The sequence below is a fragment of the Paenibacillus sp. FSL E2-8871 genome, assembly GCF_038000345.1.
GTDB lineage: Bacteria > Bacillota > Bacilli > Paenibacillales > Paenibacillaceae > Paenibacillus_AQ.
On the sequence record NZ_JBBOBV010000001.1, the window covers coordinates 4,259,220 to 4,280,312 of the forward strand.

The 21,093-nt window shown below is 43.8% G+C and carries 16 protein-coding genes; 4 read left to right on the forward strand and 12 right to left on the reverse strand.

Going from position 1 to position 21,093, the window contains the following annotated elements; genetic code table 11:
- Positions 1-31 precede the first annotated feature (31 nt).
- From NYE25_RS19360 to cidR, 8 genes are all read right to left on the reverse strand, one after another.
- Positions 32-2,260: an MMPL family transporter gene (locus tag NYE25_RS19360; protein WP_341146619.1), complete on the reverse strand. Its 2,229-nt coding sequence runs from the start codon at positions 2,258-2,260 to the stop codon at positions 32-34.
- 211 nt (positions 2,261-2,471) lie between these two features.
- Complete coding sequence (locus NYE25_RS19365; protein ID WP_076297938.1) at positions 2,472-4,361, reverse strand: ABC transporter ATP-binding protein; 1,890 nt, start codon at positions 4,359-4,361, stop codon at positions 2,472-2,474.
- Positions 4,358-6,118, reverse strand: coding sequence for an ABC transporter ATP-binding protein (locus NYE25_RS19370; protein WP_341051327.1), 1,761 nt, complete (start codon positions 6,116-6,118; stop codon positions 4,358-4,360). The genes NYE25_RS19365 and NYE25_RS19370 overlap by 4 nt, the downstream gene beginning before the upstream one ends.
- Complete coding sequence (locus tag NYE25_RS19375) at positions 6,111-6,557, reverse strand: MarR family winged helix-turn-helix transcriptional regulator (RefSeq protein WP_076298122.1); 447 nt, start codon at positions 6,555-6,557, stop codon at positions 6,111-6,113. Before NYE25_RS19375 ends, NYE25_RS19370 begins: the two co-directional genes overlap by 8 nt.
- Positions 6,558-6,829: 272 nt before the next feature.
- Positions 6,830-6,955: a hypothetical protein gene (locus NYE25_RS19380; RefSeq protein WP_256716182.1), complete on the reverse strand. Its 126-nt coding sequence runs from the start codon at positions 6,953-6,955 to the stop codon at positions 6,830-6,832.
- Positions 6,909-8,306 carry a DNA-binding protein gene (locus NYE25_RS19385; protein ID WP_341129378.1) on the reverse strand — a complete coding sequence of 466 codons (1,398 nt, stop codon included), beginning with the start codon at positions 8,304-8,306 and terminating at the stop codon, positions 6,909-6,911. The genes NYE25_RS19380 and NYE25_RS19385 overlap by 47 nt, the downstream gene beginning before the upstream one ends.
- A gap of 195 nt (positions 8,307-8,501) precedes the next feature.
- Complete coding sequence (locus NYE25_RS19390) at positions 8,502-8,741, reverse strand: aspartyl-phosphate phosphatase Spo0E family protein (protein WP_042192581.1); 240 nt, start codon at positions 8,739-8,741, stop codon at positions 8,502-8,504.
- 112 nt (positions 8,742-8,853) lie between these two features.
- Positions 8,854-9,786 (reverse strand): cidABC operon transcriptional activator CidR, encoded by a 933-nt coding sequence (gene cidR, locus NYE25_RS19395; RefSeq protein ID WP_341146620.1) that lies wholly within the window; start codon positions 9,784-9,786, stop codon positions 8,854-8,856.
- Between the two features lie 112 nt (positions 9,787-9,898).
- Here cidR and NYE25_RS19400 point away from each other — a divergent pair, with 112 nt between their 5' ends.
- Both NYE25_RS19400 and NYE25_RS19405 read left to right on the forward strand, forming a co-directional pair.
- On the forward strand, positions 9,899-10,273 hold the full coding sequence (locus tag NYE25_RS19400) for a CidA/LrgA family protein (protein WP_042192585.1): 375 nt from the start codon (positions 9,899-9,901) through the stop codon (positions 10,271-10,273).
- Positions 10,267-10,950: a CidB/LrgB family autolysis modulator gene (locus NYE25_RS19405; RefSeq protein WP_042192587.1), complete on the forward strand. Its 684-nt coding sequence runs from the start codon at positions 10,267-10,269 to the stop codon at positions 10,948-10,950. The genes NYE25_RS19400 and NYE25_RS19405 overlap by 7 nt, the downstream gene beginning before the upstream one ends.
- Before the next feature lie 76 nt (positions 10,951-11,026).
- Here the strand turns inward: NYE25_RS19405 and NYE25_RS19410 are convergent, their stop codons facing one another.
- Positions 11,027-11,995: a Gfo/Idh/MocA family protein gene (locus NYE25_RS19410; protein ID WP_341146621.1), complete on the reverse strand. Its 969-nt coding sequence runs from the start codon at positions 11,993-11,995 to the stop codon at positions 11,027-11,029.
- Positions 11,996-12,048: 53 nt separating this feature from the next.
- Positions 12,049-14,355, reverse strand: coding sequence for a helicase C-terminal domain-containing protein (locus tag NYE25_RS19415; protein ID WP_341146622.1), 2,307 nt, complete (start codon positions 14,353-14,355; stop codon positions 12,049-12,051).
- Between the two features lie 283 nt (positions 14,356-14,638).
- Here NYE25_RS19415 and NYE25_RS19420 point away from each other — a divergent pair, with 283 nt between their 5' ends.
- Positions 14,639-16,498, forward strand: a complete 1,860-nt coding sequence (locus tag NYE25_RS19420) for an LTA synthase family protein (protein ID WP_341051315.1) — start codon at positions 14,639-14,641, stop codon at positions 16,496-16,498.
- 88 nt (positions 16,499-16,586) lie between these two features.
- On the opposite strand, the gene NYE25_RS19425 is transcribed toward NYE25_RS19420, so the two are convergent.
- Positions 16,587-17,018, reverse strand: coding sequence for a MarR family winged helix-turn-helix transcriptional regulator (locus NYE25_RS19425; RefSeq protein ID WP_081382665.1), 432 nt, complete (start codon positions 17,016-17,018; stop codon positions 16,587-16,589).
- A 247-nt stretch (positions 17,019-17,265) separates the two neighbouring features.
- Between NYE25_RS19425 and NYE25_RS19430 the strand changes: the two genes are divergently transcribed.
- Positions 17,266-18,960, forward strand: coding sequence for a methyl-accepting chemotaxis protein (locus NYE25_RS19430; RefSeq protein WP_042192597.1), 1,695 nt, complete (start codon positions 17,266-17,268; stop codon positions 18,958-18,960).
- 94 nt (positions 18,961-19,054) lie between these two features.
- On the opposite strand, the gene NYE25_RS19435 is transcribed toward NYE25_RS19430, so the two are convergent.
- Positions 19,055-21,070, reverse strand: coding sequence for a bifunctional diguanylate cyclase/phosphodiesterase (locus NYE25_RS19435; protein WP_341146623.1), 2,016 nt, complete (start codon positions 21,068-21,070; stop codon positions 19,055-19,057).
- Between the last annotated feature and the right edge of the window lie 23 nt (positions 21,071-21,093).

Here is a 21,093-nt window from a genome sequence, read left to right on the forward strand (position 1 = left end):
GGCATCCCTGTTTGTTTTTACAGTGTGTTGCTTATTGCTCACTACCACGAGGCAGAGCTTCCTCCACCTCTTGATGTTTCCCCGGCCAGAATGCCCATCGACCAAAAAGTGTCGTAATAGCGGGCACAAGGAACGGACGTACTACGAAGGTATCAAGTAGAATACCTAGAGCGGTGATGATACCAAATTGCACAAGCACCTGAATCGGTAAGCTAGCTAACACAGCAAAAGTACCTGCCAGAATGAGGCCCGCAGAGGTAATTACCGAGCTGGTCTCATTCACACCTTCCGCGATGGCCTGCTTAAGCGGCATGGTCTTACGCTTTTTCCAAATATTCGAGATCATAAAGATGTTGTAATCTTCTCCAAGTGCCACCAGGAATACAAAGGAATAGAGCGGGATCGCTCCCTGAATGGCATCTGCCCCCATCACATAGTGAATGATAATCCAGCCTAAGCCAAGTGCAGAGAAGAAGGAGAGAATGACCGTTCCGACCAGATAAATAGTCGCCACTATCGAGCGCAGATATATCAACAACAGCAAAGTGATCAACCCGATAACAACAGGGATAATCAGATCGGTGTCACGATCTCCGATTTTTTTGGTATCATACTGCGTCGCTGTCTGACCACTTACCCACACATGATCTGAAGGATTCTCTACCCCTACATCAATCAACGCTTGCTCTGCAGTTGCTAGAAGGGCTGGAATATGCCCCATCGCTTCAAGTGAATAAGGATTGTTCTTAAATTCGATATCGTAACCTAGAATATCCTTGTTCACAGCACCCTGCTGCGGATCGGAAACCGTGTCCACATACGTGAGCCCTCCGAGAACGACTTTAAGATCCTCTCCACTCGCTTGCCCCTTAGTATCAATAATTAGCTTAGCGGGAGCTAATTCCCCCGGCGAAAACTGCTTACCGATGAGGTCGAACCCTTCGCGGGACTCCATATTTTTAGGAAAGGAGGAAAGGATATCATACGTAAATTTGATTCCACTAGAGAATGAAGCCAGAATTCCCAGTCCAATAACAGTCACGCCTACGATAGTCCAAGGCCGGGAAACTACAAATCCGCCAATCCCTTTTTTATGGGAGACTTTGGGTTGTGGAGCTGGTTTTCCTTTAGCCTTAGCCCGTTCAACCTCCATTTGCGGGGTACGCGGAATGAATGGGTAGAACGAAGTCCGTCCGAAGATCGCCAACAGTGCAGGTACAAGCGTTAAGCTAGCAATCCCCATAATGAAAATCGACACGCTGAATGGGATGGCAAACCGATGGTAAGCTCCGTACTTGGCCAGTAATAACGCGAACAGCGCAAGCACAACGGTGAAACCACTCATAGCGATAGCTCCTGAAGAATCGGTAATGGAACGAAGCAGAGCACGACTTTTGCTTTGCTCTATCTTCAGAAGCTGACGGAATCGCGAAATCAGGAACAAACAATAGTCCGTACCCGCACCGAACAACAGGACCGTCATGATGGAAACTGCCTGCGAGTCTACGGTGATCCAGCCTTCTAGCGCCATTTTCCCAAGAATCGGGCTAGTTACACCATAAGCGAATCCAACAGCAATAAGCGGAATAAACGCCAAGATAGGAGAACGATAAATCACCAATAAGAACACCAGCACAAGCATAACCGTAGCAATTAGCAAGGAAACGTCTGCGTTCTGGAACAGGCCAGTAGCATCAATAGAGATACCCACCGGACCCGTAACACGTAAACTCAGCTCTTTGTCATCTACCTTAGCCGCGGAGGGGTCTCCACCCGTCTCCGTGTTTATGATCTTCTTCATTTCTGTCACAGCTTCGCCGAGCTGATCACTATCTGCCGTTTTATCAAAAAGCACTGGGGTTACCAGCGTACTAAGATCCTCAGATAACGAGGCTTGTAGTGCCTGTGGCGGCAGCTGTCCTAATGGAGGAACAAAATTCTGATGGGGTAACGGTTGCTGCTCCAACTTCTTGTACACAGCAGTGATATGTACTAAATCATCTTGTGAAAGCCCGCCTTCCCTATGCCATACGAGCAGCGCAGGCACTCCACTTCCACTAGGGAATTCTTTTTCTGCAATAGCTGCTGCCTGTACCGATTGTGCATCATCTGGGAGGTTAGGCGCATTGTTAGCAACCTGAGAATTCACTGCAGGCCATAACAGGGTAAGTGCACCTACCAGCACTATCCATACGAGAAGAGTAATCCATTTCGTCTTTTTTCCTGCCACCCATTTACCGTAGCCTGACATTCCCTTCATCCTCTCTTTTACCTTGCAGCCTAAAATGAGCCGCGGGTCATTTTTTTAATTCTATCATATATATGCTTTAATTTTTAATCAAACTTTTTTTATTTTCCTGAAAATTCAAAACACCTCAGCACATATAAAATACCCCTCTTTTCACATAAAAAATCAGCAACATGTGAAAAGAGGGGTTTATAGTTTGCTATACTTTTTCTTTCACTTCAACTTAGCCTGCGTCCAAATCTCCTTCGGAGAACTGACTGTTGTAAAGATCAGCATAGAATCCGCCTTGTGCAAGCAGTTCCTCATGGTTGCCCTTCTCGATTACACTACCTTGATTCATAACAAGGATAAGGTCCGCATCTCGAATCGTCGAAAGACGGTGAGCAATTACGAAGCTGGTTCTGTTTTGCATCAATGCCTTCATTGCTTTTTGAATCAACAATTCTGTCCGTGTATCGACACTGCTCGTTGCTTCATCAAGAATGAGGATCGATGGATCGGCCAGAATCGCACGAGCAATCGTAATCAGCTGCTTCTGACCTTGTGAAATATTAGAAGCTTCTTCATTTAACACCGTATCATAGCCAAGTGGAAGTGTGCGGATAAAGTGATCGGCATGAGCAGCTTTGGCAGCACGAACCACATCAGCTTCTGAGGCACCTTCACGTCCGTAAGCAATGTTATCGCGGATCGTACCATTGAACAGCCAGGTATCCTGAAGCACCATACCAAATTTGCTTCGCAGGTCACTCCGTCTCATATTGGTAATATTGACACCATCAATGATAATTTCCCCATCATTAAGCTCGTAGAAGCGCATCAACAGGTTAATCAGAGTGGTTTTACCAGCACCAGTAGGGCCGACAATCGCTATGGTCTGACCTGGACTAACCTCAATATTCATGTCCTCAATCAGAATCGCATCTTCTTTATATCCGAACTTCACATGACGGAACTCAACGGAACCTTCCGGAGTACCTTCATCAAGCTTCGCAAGCGTAGTATTAACTTCCTTAACTTCTTCTTCTTCATCCAGAAGTTCAAATACCCGTTCTGCGGAAGCAATAGTGGATTGAATAATATTAGCAATGTTAGCCGTTTGTGCAATCGGCTGGGTGAACTGACGGGAATACTGAATAAAAGCTTGAATATCCCCGACATCGATCATTTTTTTAGTAACAAAGATACCGCCGACTACACAAATCATTACATAACCCAAGTTACCGATAAACATCATGAGCGGCATAATCATACCGGACATGAATTGGGCACGCCAGCCAGAGTCGTAAAGCTTATCGTTAATTTCATCGAAATCCTTAAGGGACTGCGGTTCACGACCAAAAGCTTTAATAATCCGGTGACCTGTATACATTTCTTCTACATGACCATTCAACTGACCGAGCGATTTCTGCTGTCCCACAAAATAAGTCTGCGAGCGCTTGGAGATAGCCATAATTACAACGAAGCTGAGTGGCAATGTAACAATTGTAATCAACGTCAGCCATGGGCTGATGGTAAGCATCATTACGATGACACCGATAATGGTGACAATAGAAGTAATCAGTTGAGTTAAGCTCTGCTGCAGTGTAGTACTGATGTTATCCACATCATTCGTAGCACGGCTTAGAATTTCCCCATGGGTACGGGAATCAAAATATTTCAAAGGCAAACGTTCCAGCTTGCTGTTGATCTGCTCACGCATGTCGTAGACGACCTTCTGAGCTACGCCAGCCATTACGTACTGCTGAATATAGCTAAATAGAGCACTAAGCAAATACAGACCCGCAAGTATGATCAGGATATCATTAATGTATCCAAAATCAATGGAAGCTCCCTCAACACCCATTAATTTACCGTAAGCACCTTCGAATAGTTTAGTTGTTGCTTTACCCATAACCTTAGGACTGAAGATACTGAATACAGTACTGGCAATTGCCATTACAAGAACGATAATCAATTGAACCATACGAGGTCTTAAATACTTAATCAGACGACGAAGTGTACCCTTGAAGTCTTTAGCCTTTTCTGCAGGCATCCGCATGCCAGGGCCGCCACCAGGTCCAGGACCTTTATGGGTGCGCGGAGCTGCAGCTCTATTGTTTTGTTCACTCATGCTATTTCCTCCTCTGACAGCTGCGAGGATACGATCTCGCGGTACACATCACTGCTCGCGAGCAGTTCACGGTGAGTGCCCATTCCGGCGATTTCACCCTCATCAATAACAATAATCCGGTCGGCATCCATAACGGTACTAACCCGTTGAGCTACGATTAGAACAGTGGATTCCGTGGTTTCATCTTTGAGTGCCGCACGAAGCTTAGCATCTGTTTTGAAATCAAGTGCAGAGAAGCTGTCGTCGAACAGATAAACTTGAGGTTTTCTCACAAGCGCACGTGCAATGGACAGCCGCTGTTTCTGACCACCAGAGACATTACTGCCGCCTTGAGCAATTTCCGAATCAAATCCATCTTTCATTGCTGACACGAAATCGTAGGCCTGAGCTACCTTGGCTGCATGAATGATTTCTTCATCGGTAGCATCCTCTTTACCGTAGCGAATGTTTTCGTTAATCGTTCCTGAGAACAATACCGCTTTTTGAGGGATGTAACCAATTTTGCTCCGTAGCTCTTCCTGAGTCATCTCACGCACATCTACTCCGTTAACACGTACAGCACCTTCGTTAACATCATAGAACCTTGGAATCAAGCTAAGCAACGTAGATTTACCTGAACCTGTACCGCCGATAATGGCAGTAACTTCACCCGGACGAGCACTGAAGCTAATTTTCGAAAGTGCAGGTTGTTCCGCGCCAGGATAAGAAAAGGAAACATTATCGAATTCAACAAAACCACGCATATGATCGCGGCCATCTTTTTTAGTAGCTTGAGCCGTTGTTTGCAATTCACTATCTGAAGGATCTGTAAACTCAGGCCGCATATCGAGCACTTCATTGATACGCAAGGCTGATGCTGAAGCACGAGGAATCAGCACGAACATCATCGATACCATAATCAGGGAGAACATGATTTGCATCGCATATTGAATAAATGCCATCAGTGAGCCGACTTGTAAATCACCATCACCAATTCGGATCCCACCAAAGTAAAGAATCGCGATCATGGAAAAGTTCATCACAATCATCATAAGCGGCATCAAACCGGCCATGATTTTATTTACTTTGATCGCTGTGTCTGTCAGATCACGGTTAGCCTCGGAGAAGCGTTTATTCTCATGATCAATCCGGTTAAATGAACGGATAACACGGATACCCGTCAAATGTTCACGTAGAACCAGATTTAATTTATCCAGCTTGATCTGTATCGCTTTAAACAGTGGTAATCCCTTCATCCCGATAAAGAAAATTGCGCCAACGAGTACCGGAATAACTACTACAAAGATCAATGATAATTTCGCATCTTCAGATACCGCCATGATGATACCACCAATCATCATCATCGGTGCACCGATCATCATACGCAGCATCATAGTAAGCACAGTCTGTACCTGCGTAATATCATTCGTTGTACGGGTAATTAAAGATGCGGTACCGAGCTTATCGAATTCATGCAGCGTGAAATTCTCTACGTGGTTAAACACACGAGCACGGGTAAGTTTACCGAACCCTGCTGCCACTTTTGCTGATAAATAGCTGGCAATGACTGAACATAAGGCCCCGCCCCCTGCAACTAAAAGCATGAAGCTACCTATTTTCCAAATATAAGTACGATCTCCCTGAACAATACCCTTATCGACGATGTCGGACATCAGCGTAGGGAGGTATAAGTCGCCCATGGACTGCAAGAACACAAGAATTAATACAGCACCAATAGCTACTCGAAATGGCTTCAGTTGTTTAAATAATTTAATCAAGCTTCTCATCTCCGTTCATTTGTAGCCTATCCCAATTAGGTGGTGGATTATCCTCAACGAATGCATGTACTTTCAGCAACAGTTCTGTGAGCTGCTTAGTCTCTTTTTCACCTAAGTAACGAACGAGCTCATCCAGCATTGCGTCTCTATATTGCTCTGCTCTTCGTGTGAGTTTTTTTCCACTCTCCGTCAATTTCACGCGTACGACTCTTCGGTCCGAAGGATCTGCGTGTCTTTCCACCATCTGTTTCGCCTCAAGACTATTAATCAACTGCGTAATAGTTGGAGGTGTGAATCCGAGAAGTCGGCTGATTTCAGATATCTTTAGACCCTCATCATCAGAATGATTCCATTTTTCAATGCATATCATTAAAGTCATCTCACTCGGCTTATGGCCTTCAACACCCTTTTGCCATTGGCCTTTATGCAGCCGTTTCATCGCCGCAAAAAGCTCGTGTGCGACTGAATTTTCATTATTTTCTGTATTTCCTCCGTTTATCCCAATTTCTTTCACCTCTAATTTAGTTAGGTCAACTAATTATTAAACACTGTATTATTTAGGCTACCTAATTATATTTTCGGTGCAACGCTTTGTCAAATTATGAATACGTTATCAATTATTACGAAATAAAAAACTCCCACCACGAAGGTAAGGAGTTAAAAAAATCGGATATGTAACTATATATTAAAATGTCCAACATACCTTTAATATTAGAATCCCGCTCCGTGTTCATAGGTCGTCATTCCTCCATTGCCGCCTCCCAATGTCGGTTGACCAATAATGATGAAGCTAAACAATACTAAAATGCCTGCCATCATCAATAGTGATTTTTTCATCTTTTCTCACCTCCCTTATTAAATTCCTGTATTTGTCCTGCTGAATCTGAGTTGCATAGTCCCTGTTGGTCTCAAATAAAGTTACACATTTTATGAAGTCTATTCCATTATTCGTCTTAATAGATAACTCTAAAGACTGAATAATATATTCCACACCTACAATATATTGTTTATTTCTTATTTGATATATAGCTACTTGATAGTACAACCGATATAATCGATCGATATTAATGGGATCTTCAAACTGCTCAAATCGCAGCATTTCCCGTGAGAAGCGTGTAAGCACATTGTCTACAGAAAATCCGAAACGATTAGCCGATTCCATAATAATAATGAGTCCTGGTAGTATCTCTCCGGGATGATCAGCTAAAAAGGCTACATAAGCTGGTATAACTTCAACATTGCCTTCCAGCATCTCCAGTGTAAAGCTGTTTCCGGTTGCAAATAATCGGAACTGATCTACGGCTTGGTGACCTACTTCATCCAACATTTCGAACCAGCTGAGGTCTGCGTAACCAGCAGTATATTTCTTAGCCTCTTCATATCGACCCTGCTTTGACAACGAAATCGCTTTGAGTAAATAACCATGTCCATAATAGACAACCAGCGGACGCTCTGTACAAAGCGCTTCTCTTCGTCTGTCTTCACTACGACGTAGCTCTTGGCGGTAAACAGCATTGGCTAAAGCTCTCAACTCATCAGCATATACTTCCATTTCTTCCCATCTTCGAAGAGCGAAACATAACTGCGTCAGCATTAATAAACCATCCAATTGCAAATTCTCTGGAAGACGGCCCCTGAATGGACTAAAACTAATCACTGCACGTAGTTTCTCTTCCATATCAAATGTTTGCAAAAATTTAAAAATACGATAATGACTGATCGCAAGACGTTCACTGTAACTATCAGACTCATTCTCTACTACAATTTTATAAAAAAACAAAGACTCCTGAATTTTCCCTTTATTGAATAACTTATCAGCAACTGAATAAATGATATCCAGCGGCTTTGTACACTCCAATATCCTACCTATAGTTTCATCAATGCAATTTTGTTTGCCCAATTCGGCGCAACGTATTAAAAAAGGCTCTACCCTGCGGCGTGAGACCTTCTCCTCATTAAAGCATTCATCAATATATAAAGGATACAACCAACCGTCAGGAAATCCAAAGGCTTTAATGATTGCATCTATTTGTCCCAGGGACATAGGCTTCGGCGGATTCCCGTGCAAAATTGCACTGAGACTTCCACGATTCAGGCCACATATTTTTGAAAATGAGGCGAGATTATGGCCGGAGCGGGACAGATTTTTCTCAATTTCTGAGCGTATAGTTGTTAACTTTCCCTCCACTCGGCACCCCCAAAGTTTGACTTGAAAAGATCCTATTAATTGACATTATAGGTGAAAGTTATGGATTGTACAACCAATAGATTGTACGACAAAAAGAGGAGCGTATTTCTCTCCTCTTTATCGGTTGGATCTTCGTAATAGTGTAATTCTATGGATGTATCGAGTTTAATTTATTGTAATAGCGGCTTTTGAGCTTCAGCAGTAAGCTGTTGCACTTGCCTTGCGACTGCGCAAGTTCTCCATCATCTTATGTTGTGCCAGCAAAATATAACCGTCCAATCGCTCGCTTAGCTCTAGGACAGCATGGTCACTAAGACTTCGTTGCTCCGCGACTTCCAGCAATTCGCATCTAAGGCTCTCTATAGTCACAAACAGCTCATCTTCTCTGTAGTCTCTTCTATAAGCTTTCTCGGAAGAACCTTGATATAGTGTCACAACTCTCTCCTTCTCTCTATCAACATCTCTTCCTATCATAATCCATGATACCAAAAAACATATTTTCAAAAAAAAAGAAAAATTTGCAGAACATCCACAAAAAATAAAATAGCTATTTATTCGGATGTTCTATAGTCTCGTGGGGAAGCTCATTTGGGTACTGTTCTCTCAATAGTCCCTTTGCAAAAGAAATCCATTCACGTGCTGCAAAAGATAAATAACGGTCTCTACGCCACGCCATAGCGAGCTGCCAAGGAATTACCGGATCTGTCAAAGGTATGACTATCAATCGTGAGCGATCCATGTCACGGCAAATGGTTTCCGGCAATAATGCAATTCCCATTCCTGCGGCTACCATCTTGCTGATTAAGTCCCATTGTGAACTTTCATATATAACCTTCGGTTGAAATCCAGCTTTTACACATTCCGTAATAATCCGATCATGCAGCGTGAAATCTTCCCGGAATAGCACGAACTCCTCTTCAGCCAGCTCACTTAGTGGAACTAGCTCTGCCTCGGCCAGCCGATGTCCCATAGGCAAAATAAGATTCAGCTTCTCTTCAACAAAGGTAAAACAATGAAGTTTGGCTGTATCTACAGGCAATACGACCATTCCAATGTCCAGCAGTCCCGTTTCTACATCTTCCTCCACTTTTTTGGCCCCATCCTCATGAAGACGAATCGTAACCTGCGGATAACGTTTATGAAATTGACCAATCACCGATGGAAAAAAGCTCGCTCCTACCATTGGAGGCAGGCCGATGCGGATGTGGCCCTGCTCCAGATTCCGTAAGTTATCCAGTTCGGAAGACAAGCTAGCGAAAGACTCCACGATATTTTGCGCTTTGGTGAACAAAATTTCCCCTGCGTCTGTAAGCCTTACACTCTTCCCTTCACGGTAGAACAAGTCTGCCTCCAGTTCGACCTCCATATTCCGAATCATTTTACTGATCGTGGGCTGTGTTATATATAATGATTCAGCAGCTCTCGTAAAACTTTTCATTCGTGCCGCTTGAACGAAATATTCTAATTGTCGGATATCCATTTATGTGCCCCCTAATACATAGACAAAAGGAATGTCATTTATTCGATCTATTCATTTTACCTATGAAAACAATTGATGTAAACTTTCATTATCATGAAAGGAGCGAAGCCTTATGAAAAAGATTGTTATAGGCTTGCTGCAGGTAGCGGGACTTATGTTATTCTCTTTACTTATTAATGCTGTGACCCCATTATTGCATATCCCTATTCCCGGAAGCATACTCGGAATGATTATATTGTTTCTCCTGCTTGAGTTCGGTGTCATTCGTCTGAATTGGGTAGAAGTTGGTGCTTCTTGGCTACTCGCCGAGCTCCTGCTGTTCTTCATTCCATCTGCTATAGGTGTAATGAAATACGCTAATATTCTGGAAACGGATGGATTACGCATTCTTGCCGTTGTCGTCTTAGGCACATTTGTTGTGATGGCTAGTTCCGGATTACTTACCAGTAGAATTTATAAAGCGAAGGAGCGGAAAGAATCATGTTAAACGCTCTGCTGTTCTTTGGCCTCACGGTCGCGGTGTATTTACTCGCGAAACGTATCTATGCTTCTACCGGTAAAGTCTACACCTCTCCATTAATCATCACACCAGTGATTATGATCATCTTTCTGCTTATAACAGGCATTACTTATGACTCATACAATGCGGGAGGAAAATGGCTGACGGATTTGCTGCAACCAGCAACCATGGCCTTTGCCATCCCTTTGCATAAGAACTTCAAGGTACTCAAAAAGCACGCCGCCGAAATTGCGGCAGGCGTGCTATCAGGGACGATAGTTGCGGTGATCTCTTCCATTCTGCTCGCCAAATGGCTGCATGTTAGCGGCGATCTGGCAGCTAGTCTGGTCCCGCGTTCGGTAACTACACCGATCGCTATGAGCATCTCGCAAAGTATCGGCGGTGTACCGAGTATTACGGCAGTCTTTGTCATTATTACCGGGATACTGGGTACAATGATGGGCCCTACTGTACTTCGCATCTTCCGCATTGAGAATGAAATTGCGCGCGGTGTATCGCTGGGAACCGCTGCACATGGTACAGGAACATCCAAAGCCTTCGAGCTTAGTTCACTGACCGGAACCATCTCCAGTATTGCGATGATTCTGTCCGCGCTGTTATCTATAGGTGTGGCGCCAGCTTTGCTCGCGATATTCCTCCACTAGGCTAACCCAGCTTGGGCCAAGGGCATGTCTCTTTAGTACATCTAAAGTAGCATGTCCTTTTTCTATGAATCGAACCTTAGAACTTAACAGGCAACCCGCTTTGCGCTGAATCATAGGCCGCACAGGTGACTTTGAGGGTTTTGTATCCATCCTCATAGTCGCATAAAATGCGCGAGCGATCCCCCGTCCGTACAGCATGTATGAAGGCTTCACTTTCTACTAAATATGGGTTTCCTGTATTCGCAAATTCGGTGCTATTGCCGCTTCTCACTTCCAAGAGACGATCCGGGTTCCAGTCCAAAAGTCCCCGATCATTATAGAAGCTAAGACCTACACTTCCCACCTCATCAGGTAAAACGCATGTATTTGAAATATTAGCAATAATTCCATTTTCAAGCTTCAGGGATACGGTGCCTACATCTGCCACGCTCACACCTTCATGCTGCTCATGCATAATCCGGTTTCCGAACATGCCATAAACTTCCTTTACTTCTCCGGCTAGATAGCGCACCAAATCAACGATATGTGTAGTCTGCTCTGTGAATTGTCCTCCGGATTGCTTATGATCACGCCACCAAGCTACGCCTGGCATGCCGCCCATCCATTGCCCCATAATCATACCGACTTTGTCACCACGCAAAGTTTCTTTCAGACGTTTAATGTTCTCCTGATAGCGGAAATGATATCCAACCGAGGTTAACAAATTATGTTCTTTGATATCCTGAAGTAGGCTTGCGGGAATTTCAGTAGTCATACTAAGCGGTTTTTCTATAAAAAAGGGAATATCCCTCTTGATTAATGATCGTTCGATCGCGCCATGAGATTGTGGAGGCACACAAATATAAACAGCATCGAGCTTCTCCGCATCCAGCATCTCCGTAATATCACCATATCCAGCAGCATCGTATGGACGTGCCATATCTTCGCCTTTAGCCTTACTGCTTCCGCAGACTGCCTGCAAACGGACATCATCCATCTCTGCTAGTAAATCAGCATGTACCTTAGAGAACCAGCCCGTACCCACAATACCCACTTTTAATGTCATTCTTTTTCCTCCTGCCGATTGATTATGAATACCTTTTCATAGATTATACCCTCTTATGAGCGGATATGATAATCTCTCCATTCTTCGGGAAGCAAATGCTTATAAGGACTCTGCAAAAAGCGATCATCCGCAAGCACAATAATGCCTGTATCTGTCTCGCTTCGAATCAGCCTTCCTCCAGCTTGCAATACCTTACACATTCCCGGGTAGACATAAGCATAATCAAAGCCGTTTTTGCCTCTGGCATTAAAATACTGGCGCAGCAGATTACGCTCAAGACCAAGCTGTGGTAGGCCAACTCCAACAACCATTACCCCGTTGAGACGGTCTCCTGGCAGATCTACACCTTCCGAAAAGATCCCTCCGAGTACAGCAAATCCTAACAGCGTCTCGTCATTATCTGGACTAAATGATGCTAAAAAAATTTCTCTAGCCTGCTCACTCATGCCTGTATCCTGCATCAAAGTCCGTACTTCGGGGTAATTCTCCGTAAAGGCCTGATATACGTTTTGTAAATAGAGATATGAAGGAAAAAACACCAGATAATTGCCCTTCTTTGAAACCATTTGATTCAATGCCTGAGTTAACGGGAGTAGGGAAGCTTCCCGGTCATGATAACGTGTGGAGACAGGCAGCACGGTCACTTCCCATTGCTCCTTCTGAAAAGGAGATGAGACCGTTAAACTGTAATCTTCCTCCACCGCACCAATCATATCCCGATAGTACGATAATGGAGAAAGCGTAGCAGAGAACAGAATCTGGCTTCGAAAGCTCTTAGACATTTGTCGGAGTAAATGCGATGGATCCAAATTAAATAACTTCAAGTACACATCGCCGCGCCGAACCTCAGCATAGGTTATGTAGCGTTCATCATAGGTCTTAAAGGTGCGAAGCATCCCTTGAACTGCAAAATAGGTATCCAGAAGAACATTCTCTCCTTCTCCATTCTGAGGAACAATGCTGGCGCTCGGGTGAATAAGTTCCTGTTCTGCCTCCAAAGAAAATATCTCAAGCAAGGCTGGCAGCTCCTCCGGGAACGAAGCCCACTGCCCTTGCCCCTCTTCATTACAAATTTTGCGAAGGGAGATGAAAAAAGCATTCACCGATTTAGCTGCAGTACTCAAATTACGGTTTACTTCCTTGTACTGACGCTGGATTTCTAGAAAGGGGGCCTTCAGCAAAGAGGCAGAGAACATCTCTCGTCCCCGGTCTACCAGATTATGTGCTTCATCTACCAGAAGCACCGTTTCTCTCTTTCTCTCCTCTGTTAGCCGTTTCAGGCTGATCCGAGGATCATATATATAATTGTAATCGCAGATCACCGCATCACAGGCATAGGCTGCATCCAGCGAGAACTCAAACGGGCACACTTTATGTTTGTGAGCATACAGTGCTAGGGTGTCTCTGCTCATCAGTGTCTCATGCTCTAACAGATCCATTACCGCATCATTAATCCGATCATAATAGCCTTCCGCATAGGGACAGGAATCCTTGCCGCAAATCCCTTCATCATGAAAACAGGTCTTCTCTTTAGCAGTAAGTGTGATGACGTGCAGCTGAAGTCCCTGCGTCAGCAGTAGCGAGATTGCTTCCTGCGCGGCAAAACGGGTAACCGTCTTAGCCGTTAAATAGAACAATCCTTTAGCTTGTCCTTCTCCCATTGCTTTAAGGACCGGGAACAGCGTCGACATTGTTTTTCCGATGCCTGTGGGCGCCTGAGCGAACAGACTGACCTTTTCTACGATGGATTTGTACACCGCTCCGGCAAAATGCCGTTGTCCCTTTCGATAAGAAGGAAACGGGAATTGTAACTCTCGAAGGCTCTGCTCTTTCTTAGCATCATGACGAACCATCATCTCAGCGTACGGAGCATATCTGGCTACGGTATCATTAACAAATGAGATCAGTTCATCTAAAGACAACGTTCGGTACAAGCTTTTTTGCTCATCAGTTGCCCGGTGGACATAGGTAAGCTTTACTTGAATAGAAGAAAGCTCCTGCTCCAGCGATACCATATATGCGTACATCAGCGCCTGAGCCCAATGAACCTCATGTCCCTCTTCCAGCATGTCCAGCAGTCCGGAGGTTGATTTGATTTCTTCCACCGTTAGGCTCCCATCCTCCGAAACAAGCAGTCCATCACAGCGCCCATCTACAATATAGAGTAAGCTACCATAAGGGATCTCTGTTTTCAGATAGACCTCCTTGCGGTCACCTTCCTTATATTGCTTTTGGATTTTCTGATGAATTCGTGTTCCTTCAACCATAGAGGAAGTACCATGAAATCCAGGCTCAATACTACCGCTGCGAAAGACATACTCGACGAGAGTTCTAACGGATAGAGTTACAGTATGATCCAACTATTCTCACCTCCCTTAATTAGCCATATATCCTTTTTGTTCCCAATGTCTATTTCGGTCCTTTAATCGCTGTATAACCCCATGGGATAGCATAAGCATCATCTTTCACCCATGTGTGTTTAACTTTACGCACTCCACAAAGCTTATACTTACGCTTTCGGTTTTTGACTTTCTTCTGCTAGCCCTGCATAATAAATTTTATTACTATGGAGCCATTTTGTCTTGACACTGTTTCGTCCTGTTTGAGAAATGGCGTTTTATCATGTAGAAAGAGGGGGAAGCTGTGTCATCCTTTAATATTAAACGTTGGATTATTAAACCTTTTGTGTTTTTCACAATACTTTTTATCCTAAAAGCATTTCTGGCTTGGGGCGTCATTTTTGATGATGTGCTGCCTTGGAAGTCATTACTGACAGAAATTCCTTTTGCCTGGGCGCTCTTCTGTATTATTGAGCGGTTCGCCTCCAAACGAAAGCTTGGATATTACATGACAGTCAATTTATTAGTAACAGCCATCTTTTTCGCAGCCATTATGTATTTTAAATATTATGGAGTCATTGTAACTTACCATGCCGCGGAACAGGTGAATCAAGTCACAGCCGTCAGCAACAGCGTATTCTCACTGATGGATCCTTACTACCTGTTAATCTTTACAGATATTATTGTCCTAGGAGGCTATTTCTTCTTTAATAAGAAAGGCCGTGTCTATAAAAAAGAGAATATCAACCGTCGTAACGGAAAAATAAAATATAGTGTTCTATTCGCAGTCTCACTTGGTTTATGCTTGTTCAACATTTTGCCTAATAAGGCTAGTATGAACGAAATTAAGAAAGCTCAGGAGATGGGTATTCTTAACTATGAAGCCTATACGATCTTTGCAAAAGAAGAACCAGAGCTTGTGCAATCAAGTGACATTACACAAGATGCCATCAACAAAGTGAAGGGGATTAATACTGCGGTTAGTTCTCCACTTCATGGCACGGCTAAAGGCAAAAATCTTATTATCATTCAATTGGAATCCTTCCAGAACTTTTTGATGGGTCTCGAGCTAGACGGGCAAGAGATTACACCGAACCTGAATAAGGTAATGAAGGATAGTCTTTACTTCCCTAATTTCTATCAAATGGTAGGTCAAGGGAATACTTCGGATGCAGAATTCGTAGTGAACACATCCGCCTACATCCCTCCACGTGGTGCGGCAACGATGTCCTATGTGGATAAGGTGCTACCAAGTCTGCCACGCTTGCTTAAAGAAAATGGTTATCAGACCGCAACATTTCACACGAATGTCGTAGAGTTCTGGAACCGTGGTGAGCTGTATGAATCACTGGGTTTCGATCATTATTATGATCGGAAGTTTTTCGGTGAAGATGATGTTTTCTTCTTTGGGGCTTCTGATGATACGCTATATAGTAAAACAGCCGACAAGCTGAAAGACATGAATAGCGAGGGTCAACCTTTCTATGCTCAGATCATTTCGATGTCAGCGCATCATCCATTCACAATTCCTGAGGAAAAATACCGCATGAAGCTACCAGAGCGTTACGAAGGTACTTTTGTGGGTGACTATATCCGTTCCCAAAACTATGCGGATGATGCCTTCGGACATTTCGTAGAAGAGCTCAAAGCGAATGGCGTATGGGATAACAGCATGATCATGATTTATGGAGACCATATGGGACTGCCTATTTATTCTCTCGATCATGATGATAAGCAATTAATGACTGAAATTTATGGTCATGAATATTCCTATGCGGATATGTTAAACATTCCTCTGCTCATTCATGCAGGAGACAGTACAGCACCACAGACCTTAGAGCAAGTCGGTGGCGAAGTAGATATTATGCCAACTGCTGCTGGTCTTCTTGGAATTTCATTAGAGAATAACCTAGTTTTCGGTCAAGATCTACTCAGTCAGACTTATAATTTGCTGCCAGAAAGATATTATTTACCTTCTGGATCTTTCATTTCCAGCTCAGGACTGCTTATTCCGGGTAACAGCTTTGAAGATAATACCCAATACCCTATTTATAATGGAAAAGCACCGGCTGCTACTGAGGATGAATACAACCGAGCATTGAGACTTCTACAGCTTTCCCATAGCTATATTACGCAGCTGCCAGACAAACCAATTGAACCTTAGAACTTATCATTATTATATTTCAAAGAAGGCCACCTTCTCTCCGGAGAAGGTGGCCTTCTTTCTGTATCTATAAGCTAAAGCTAGAGATTTACCGTTCCTGATCCTCGATCATACGGTAGTACTCCGCAAACTTTTGCAGCTCTTCCGGCTTCAGTATAGATAAATGCTCAGCAAGCAGCTGTTTTGAACGGAAATGTCCTTCTTCAAGTATTTGCTGACCTTGCTCGGTGATGGTCACCACAACCGCTCTCCGGTCCGATCCATCCGTCTCACGCTTAATAAAACCCAGCGCTTCCAGGCGATCGAGCATCACGGTAATGGCACTGGATTTGACCTCCATAGACTCCGCCAGTTGTACCACCCGCGACTTTTTCTCTTTCGCTACTATATTTAACAGACCCATCTGAGGTACGGTAAGTCCGAGTTCTTTATGCAAAGTCCTTTGAGACATGATCTTACGCTGTACTCTCCACATGGATAATCCAAGACGCTCTATTAACGGATCTAATTGATGCGGCATCCTTGTTTCAACTCCCAATCCGTTTTTAATAACTCAAGCGTACCACTAGAACTGGTTAGGATTCAATGTTTTTGTCTGCTAAACATTTCATAATCACGTTTATTTCCATATTTTTTCCACCATTTTACAATATCCGACACAAAAATACTATATTCTATGTAAGGTTCTAAGCTTAACGATACGCTATAATCGTAGCAGTGAGAGCGATTGTCACCGAAAACATAATTTGTCAAGGTTGGTGCAAAAAATGAAATTGGCAACTAAATTAACTTGGATGATGTTCATCGTGTTACTTCTTGTTGGATCATCCATCGGGTTCTTCGGATATCGTACTGCTTACAAGCAAGTAGACGAAGCAGCAGGTATCGAATTGGTAGGATGCGCCAATATTACAACCGGGCTGATTGACCCATCAGACATTACCGCATTAATTGCAGGAGATCAAAGCAAACTGGAGGCTGTCGAGGACCGGATCGGTTGGATTGTGGCACATAAGGCTATTTTTAAAGAGGCGTTCATTTTATCGCTAGACGGAAAGATCCTCGCCGCAGATTCAAGCTTCAAAGCAAGAGGTTATAAAGCAGGTGACACTTTTTATTTCTCAGATGAAGAGAAACAAATGATCACTAAATCTAAGCATTCCGCTTACTCCAAGGTTTATACATACGAAGGTACCTCACTTAAGACGGGTTACGGCCCCATCTATCAGGATCATGATCCGTCCAAGCCTATAGTCGCTCTAATGGCTATTAACTTCGATGGCCCATTAATTCAAGAACGGACCCGAGACATCATTGTTCAGCCTTTTATTATCGGGACTTCCATTCTAGTTATTGCTATTGTGGCAGCATATCTCTTAATCCGCCGAATGGTAAGTCCACTAACAAAGCTATCCAGAGGCGTAAATCTTGTTGCACAGGGTGATCTTACTCATGATCCTATTTCATTCAACAGTAAGGATGAGATTGGTACACTAGCTCGAAATTTCAACGGCATGACGCAGAGCTTGCGCATGCTCATTACCGAAGTTAATGAAACCTCCATGCAGGTGGCGTCTTCATCCGAAGAGCTCTCTGCCAGTGCACAGGAAACTAACCGTGCTGGTGAGTACAGTGTCAACGTTTCGATTGAACTTGCCGATGGAGCTAATACACAATTGCAAAATTTGGAGGGTGGATATAAGTCTGTACAAGACTTGTCACACTTCATTACAGAGATTGCAGGAAATGCTGATAACGCAATGAATAATGCTACCAGTAACGCTGAAAAGGCTCGTACAGGTCGAGAAGCAATGGATTCTACTACACAACAGATGAGCATCGTCAGTGACAGCATCACTGATTTAGCTGTCATTATTGAGACCTTGGGCGGCTACTCCAAGGAAATTGAGAATATTGTGGGCACGATTGCGAGCATCGCAGAAGAAACCAATCTGCTGTCGCTGAATGCAGCCATTGAAGCTGCAAGAGCCGGAGAAGAGGGAAGAGGCTTTGCGGTAGTTGCACAATCCGTACGCAAGCTTGCCGAGCGATCCGCCCAATCTGCTGCTCAAATCGGACAACTCGTAAGCATCATCGTAAATCAGATGGACCAAGCAGGAGAGACCATGAAGCGCTCTACAGAAGAGATGGATCAAGGCCGGGAATTAATCGTAACGGCAGGTCAATCCTTCTCCGAGATTGAGATGTCTGTCTCTGGGATGGCTTCACAAAGTCAGCAGATTTCCGGAACAGTCCGCGAGCTAGCCTCCATCTCCGATGGTCTCGTTACTACTCTACAGAATATTGTAGACGTCGCTAATCAGACAGCAAGTGGTGCGGAAACATTATCCGCCTCCTCACAAGAGCAGCTTGCAGCCATGGAAGAAGTGGAGTCAGCTGCAGGTTTCCTGTCCTCGCTAGCTGAGAAGCTACAGATTCTAATTGAACGTTTCAAAGTATAATTCTTCTTATCATGTTAGTTCTTAAACTTAAAGGGGCTAGCGACCAAGCAGAGAAATTCTGCTTGGTCGCTAGCCCCTCTTCTATGTATTGAGATCACGACGCTGCCGTATTCGCTATAAACCACTCACCCAGCTCATGTACAGGCATCGGCCGACCGTAATAATAACCCTGCATGACTCTACAACCCAGTGATTTCAGCAATTCAATCTGCTCTGGTGTCTCCACACCTTCCGCCACGACTTCCATATTAAGATGAGTCGCAATCGCAATAATATTGCTGATAATAGCTTTCTTGGAGTGCATCTTGCTGTTACGAATAAATACTTGGTCAATCTTGAGTGTGTTCACTGGGATTTCATCCAAATTACCAAGGGAGGAGAAGCCTGTCCCAAAGTCATCCAGCGATACTCTTACCCCAAGCATTCGAAGTCTAGACAGCTGTGCAACCGTCTCTTTCATGTTATGCATCGCAATGGACTCTGTAATCTCCAGTTCGAGAAAGTGTGGCTCTAATTCTGCACATGTGAGTGCTTCCGCTACAACATCGTATAGACTCCCATCCTCAAACATCCGTGCGGACATATTAATAGAGACCGGTACGTTAGCTATCTCTTCCTTATGCCAGAACCTGTTCTGGCTACACACATCATGTAGCATCCAATAGGTAATCGGAACGATCAGTCCGGTCTCCTCTGCAATAGGAATGAATTCCGCTGGCGAAATGATCCCATGCTCTGGGTGTCTCCAGCGCAGCAGCGCTTCAAGACCCACCGTAACATTCATATAAGAATCCCATTTCGGCTGATACACAACCATAAACTCAGAACGAGCCAAAGCTTTTCGAAGATCCTTCTCTAGCGACATCCGCCGTAACTGATGGCGATTTACTTCCTGGTCGAACACACTGCATTTATTCTTACCTGAATCTTTAGAGGTATAAAGAGCCGTATCCGCAGCCTTCATTAGCGCTGAGCGATCAGTCCCATGCATAGGAGTCATACTGATTCCAACACTTGCAGTAACATATAGCTCATTGCCCTGAATACGATAGAATTCCTTAAGTTCATGCATAATATGCCCTGCTTCTTCCTGCGCACCCTCCAGCGTGCAATCTGGAAGAGCAATCAGGAATTCGTCACCGCCTAAACGGAATATCTTTCCTTTATCCCCTACAGAACGAATTAATCTAACAGCGACCTCCTGTAGTAACATATCACCTATATCATGTCCCAGCGTATCATTAATCGACTTAAAGCGATCTAGATCTACAATAAAAACAGCACCAGATCTACTTTCAAAAAATTCATCTTTAAAATAGCGTTCTAGTCCATGTCGATTCGGCAGCTCTGTTAGTGGATCTTGATAAGCCATTCGTTCAAGCACATGGGGATCCAGAAATACGGCGCCAGCAGAAACTGCGAGCATAAGTAGCGCTGCCAGCGAAAATGCCATTAACAGTATAACATCAGTCTCTACAAAAAAAGGTTTGCTTCCAGGTAAGTTGTTATATTCAAAATGACAAGCCTTTACACTTGTGTAATGCAATCCGGTAACTGAAAATCCGATAAACAACGCCGAGTATAGCTTCCATCGCTGAAACCCTGCGCATTCTTTAAACTTTTGAAACATCAATAATCCGATATAAGACGAAACCAAAACCAGAATTACAGCAACGGCTTGAATCCATATATCATAATGAATCCTCGTCGCAATCTTCATAGAAGACATTCCGATATAATGCATAGCCGAAAAGCCGCTTCCCAAGAGAATACCACCTACTACTAAATTCCATATCTTTAACTGAGGAACAGATGTGATCCGGAATGCCAAATAGCAGAATAACACACCAACTAATAGTGATATTATAGATCTGCCTGGATAATAATTGACCTCCGCCGGAAAGCGATTCGCCATTATCCCAACATAATGTATTGCCCATATACCGCAGCCTAACACACAAGCTCCCGAGATCAACCACAGACGTCGGATTTTGCCAGTAGAACGCGAAACTTGCGAAATCAGATTTAGTGCAGAATAAGTAACTGTCGCCGCTAGCACAAATGATAGTAAAACAATCCAAACATTAAAGTGGATTCCCATTTTATCCATTAGTTAACCTCTTCACCGGTTTT

Bases quoted from the DNA above. Each gene is read 5' to 3' on its own strand.
- NYE25_RS19360 (WP_341146619.1), bottom strand. From the start codon at position 2,260: ATGAAGGGAATGTCAGGCTACGGTAAATGGGTGGCAGGAAAAAAGACG.
- NYE25_RS19430 (WP_042192597.1), top strand. From the start codon at position 17,266: ATGAAATTGGCAACTAAATTAACTTGGATGATGTTCATCGTGTTACTT.
- NYE25_RS19405 (WP_042192587.1), top strand. From the start codon at position 10,267: ATGTTAAACGCTCTGCTGTTCTTTGGCCTCACGGTCGCGGTGTATTTA.
- NYE25_RS19375 (WP_076298122.1), bottom strand. From the start codon at position 6,557: ATGAAACGGCTGCATAAAGGCCAATGGCAAAAGGGTGTTGAAGGCCAT.
- NYE25_RS19410 (WP_341146621.1), bottom strand. From the start codon at position 11,995: ATGACATTAAAAGTGGGTATTGTGGGTACGGGCTGGTTCTCTAAGGTA.
- NYE25_RS19365 (WP_076297938.1), bottom strand. From the start codon at position 4,361: ATGAGTGAACAAAACAATAGAGCTGCAGCTCCGCGCACCCATAAAGGT.
- NYE25_RS19425 (WP_081382665.1), bottom strand. From the start codon at position 17,018: ATGCCGCATCAATTAGATCCGTTAATAGAGCGTCTTGGATTATCCATG.
- cidR (WP_341146620.1), bottom strand. From the start codon at position 9,786: ATGGATATCCGACAATTAGAATATTTCGTTCAAGCGGCACGAATGAAA.
- NYE25_RS19435 (WP_341146623.1), bottom strand. From the start codon at position 21,070: ATGGATAAAATGGGAATCCACTTTAATGTTTGGATTGTTTTACTATCA.
- NYE25_RS19400 (WP_042192585.1), top strand. From the start codon at position 9,899: ATGAAAAAGATTGTTATAGGCTTGCTGCAGGTAGCGGGACTTATGTTA.
- NYE25_RS19380 (WP_256716182.1), bottom strand. From the start codon at position 6,955: ATGAAAAAATCACTATTGATGATGGCAGGCATTTTAGTATTGTTTAGC.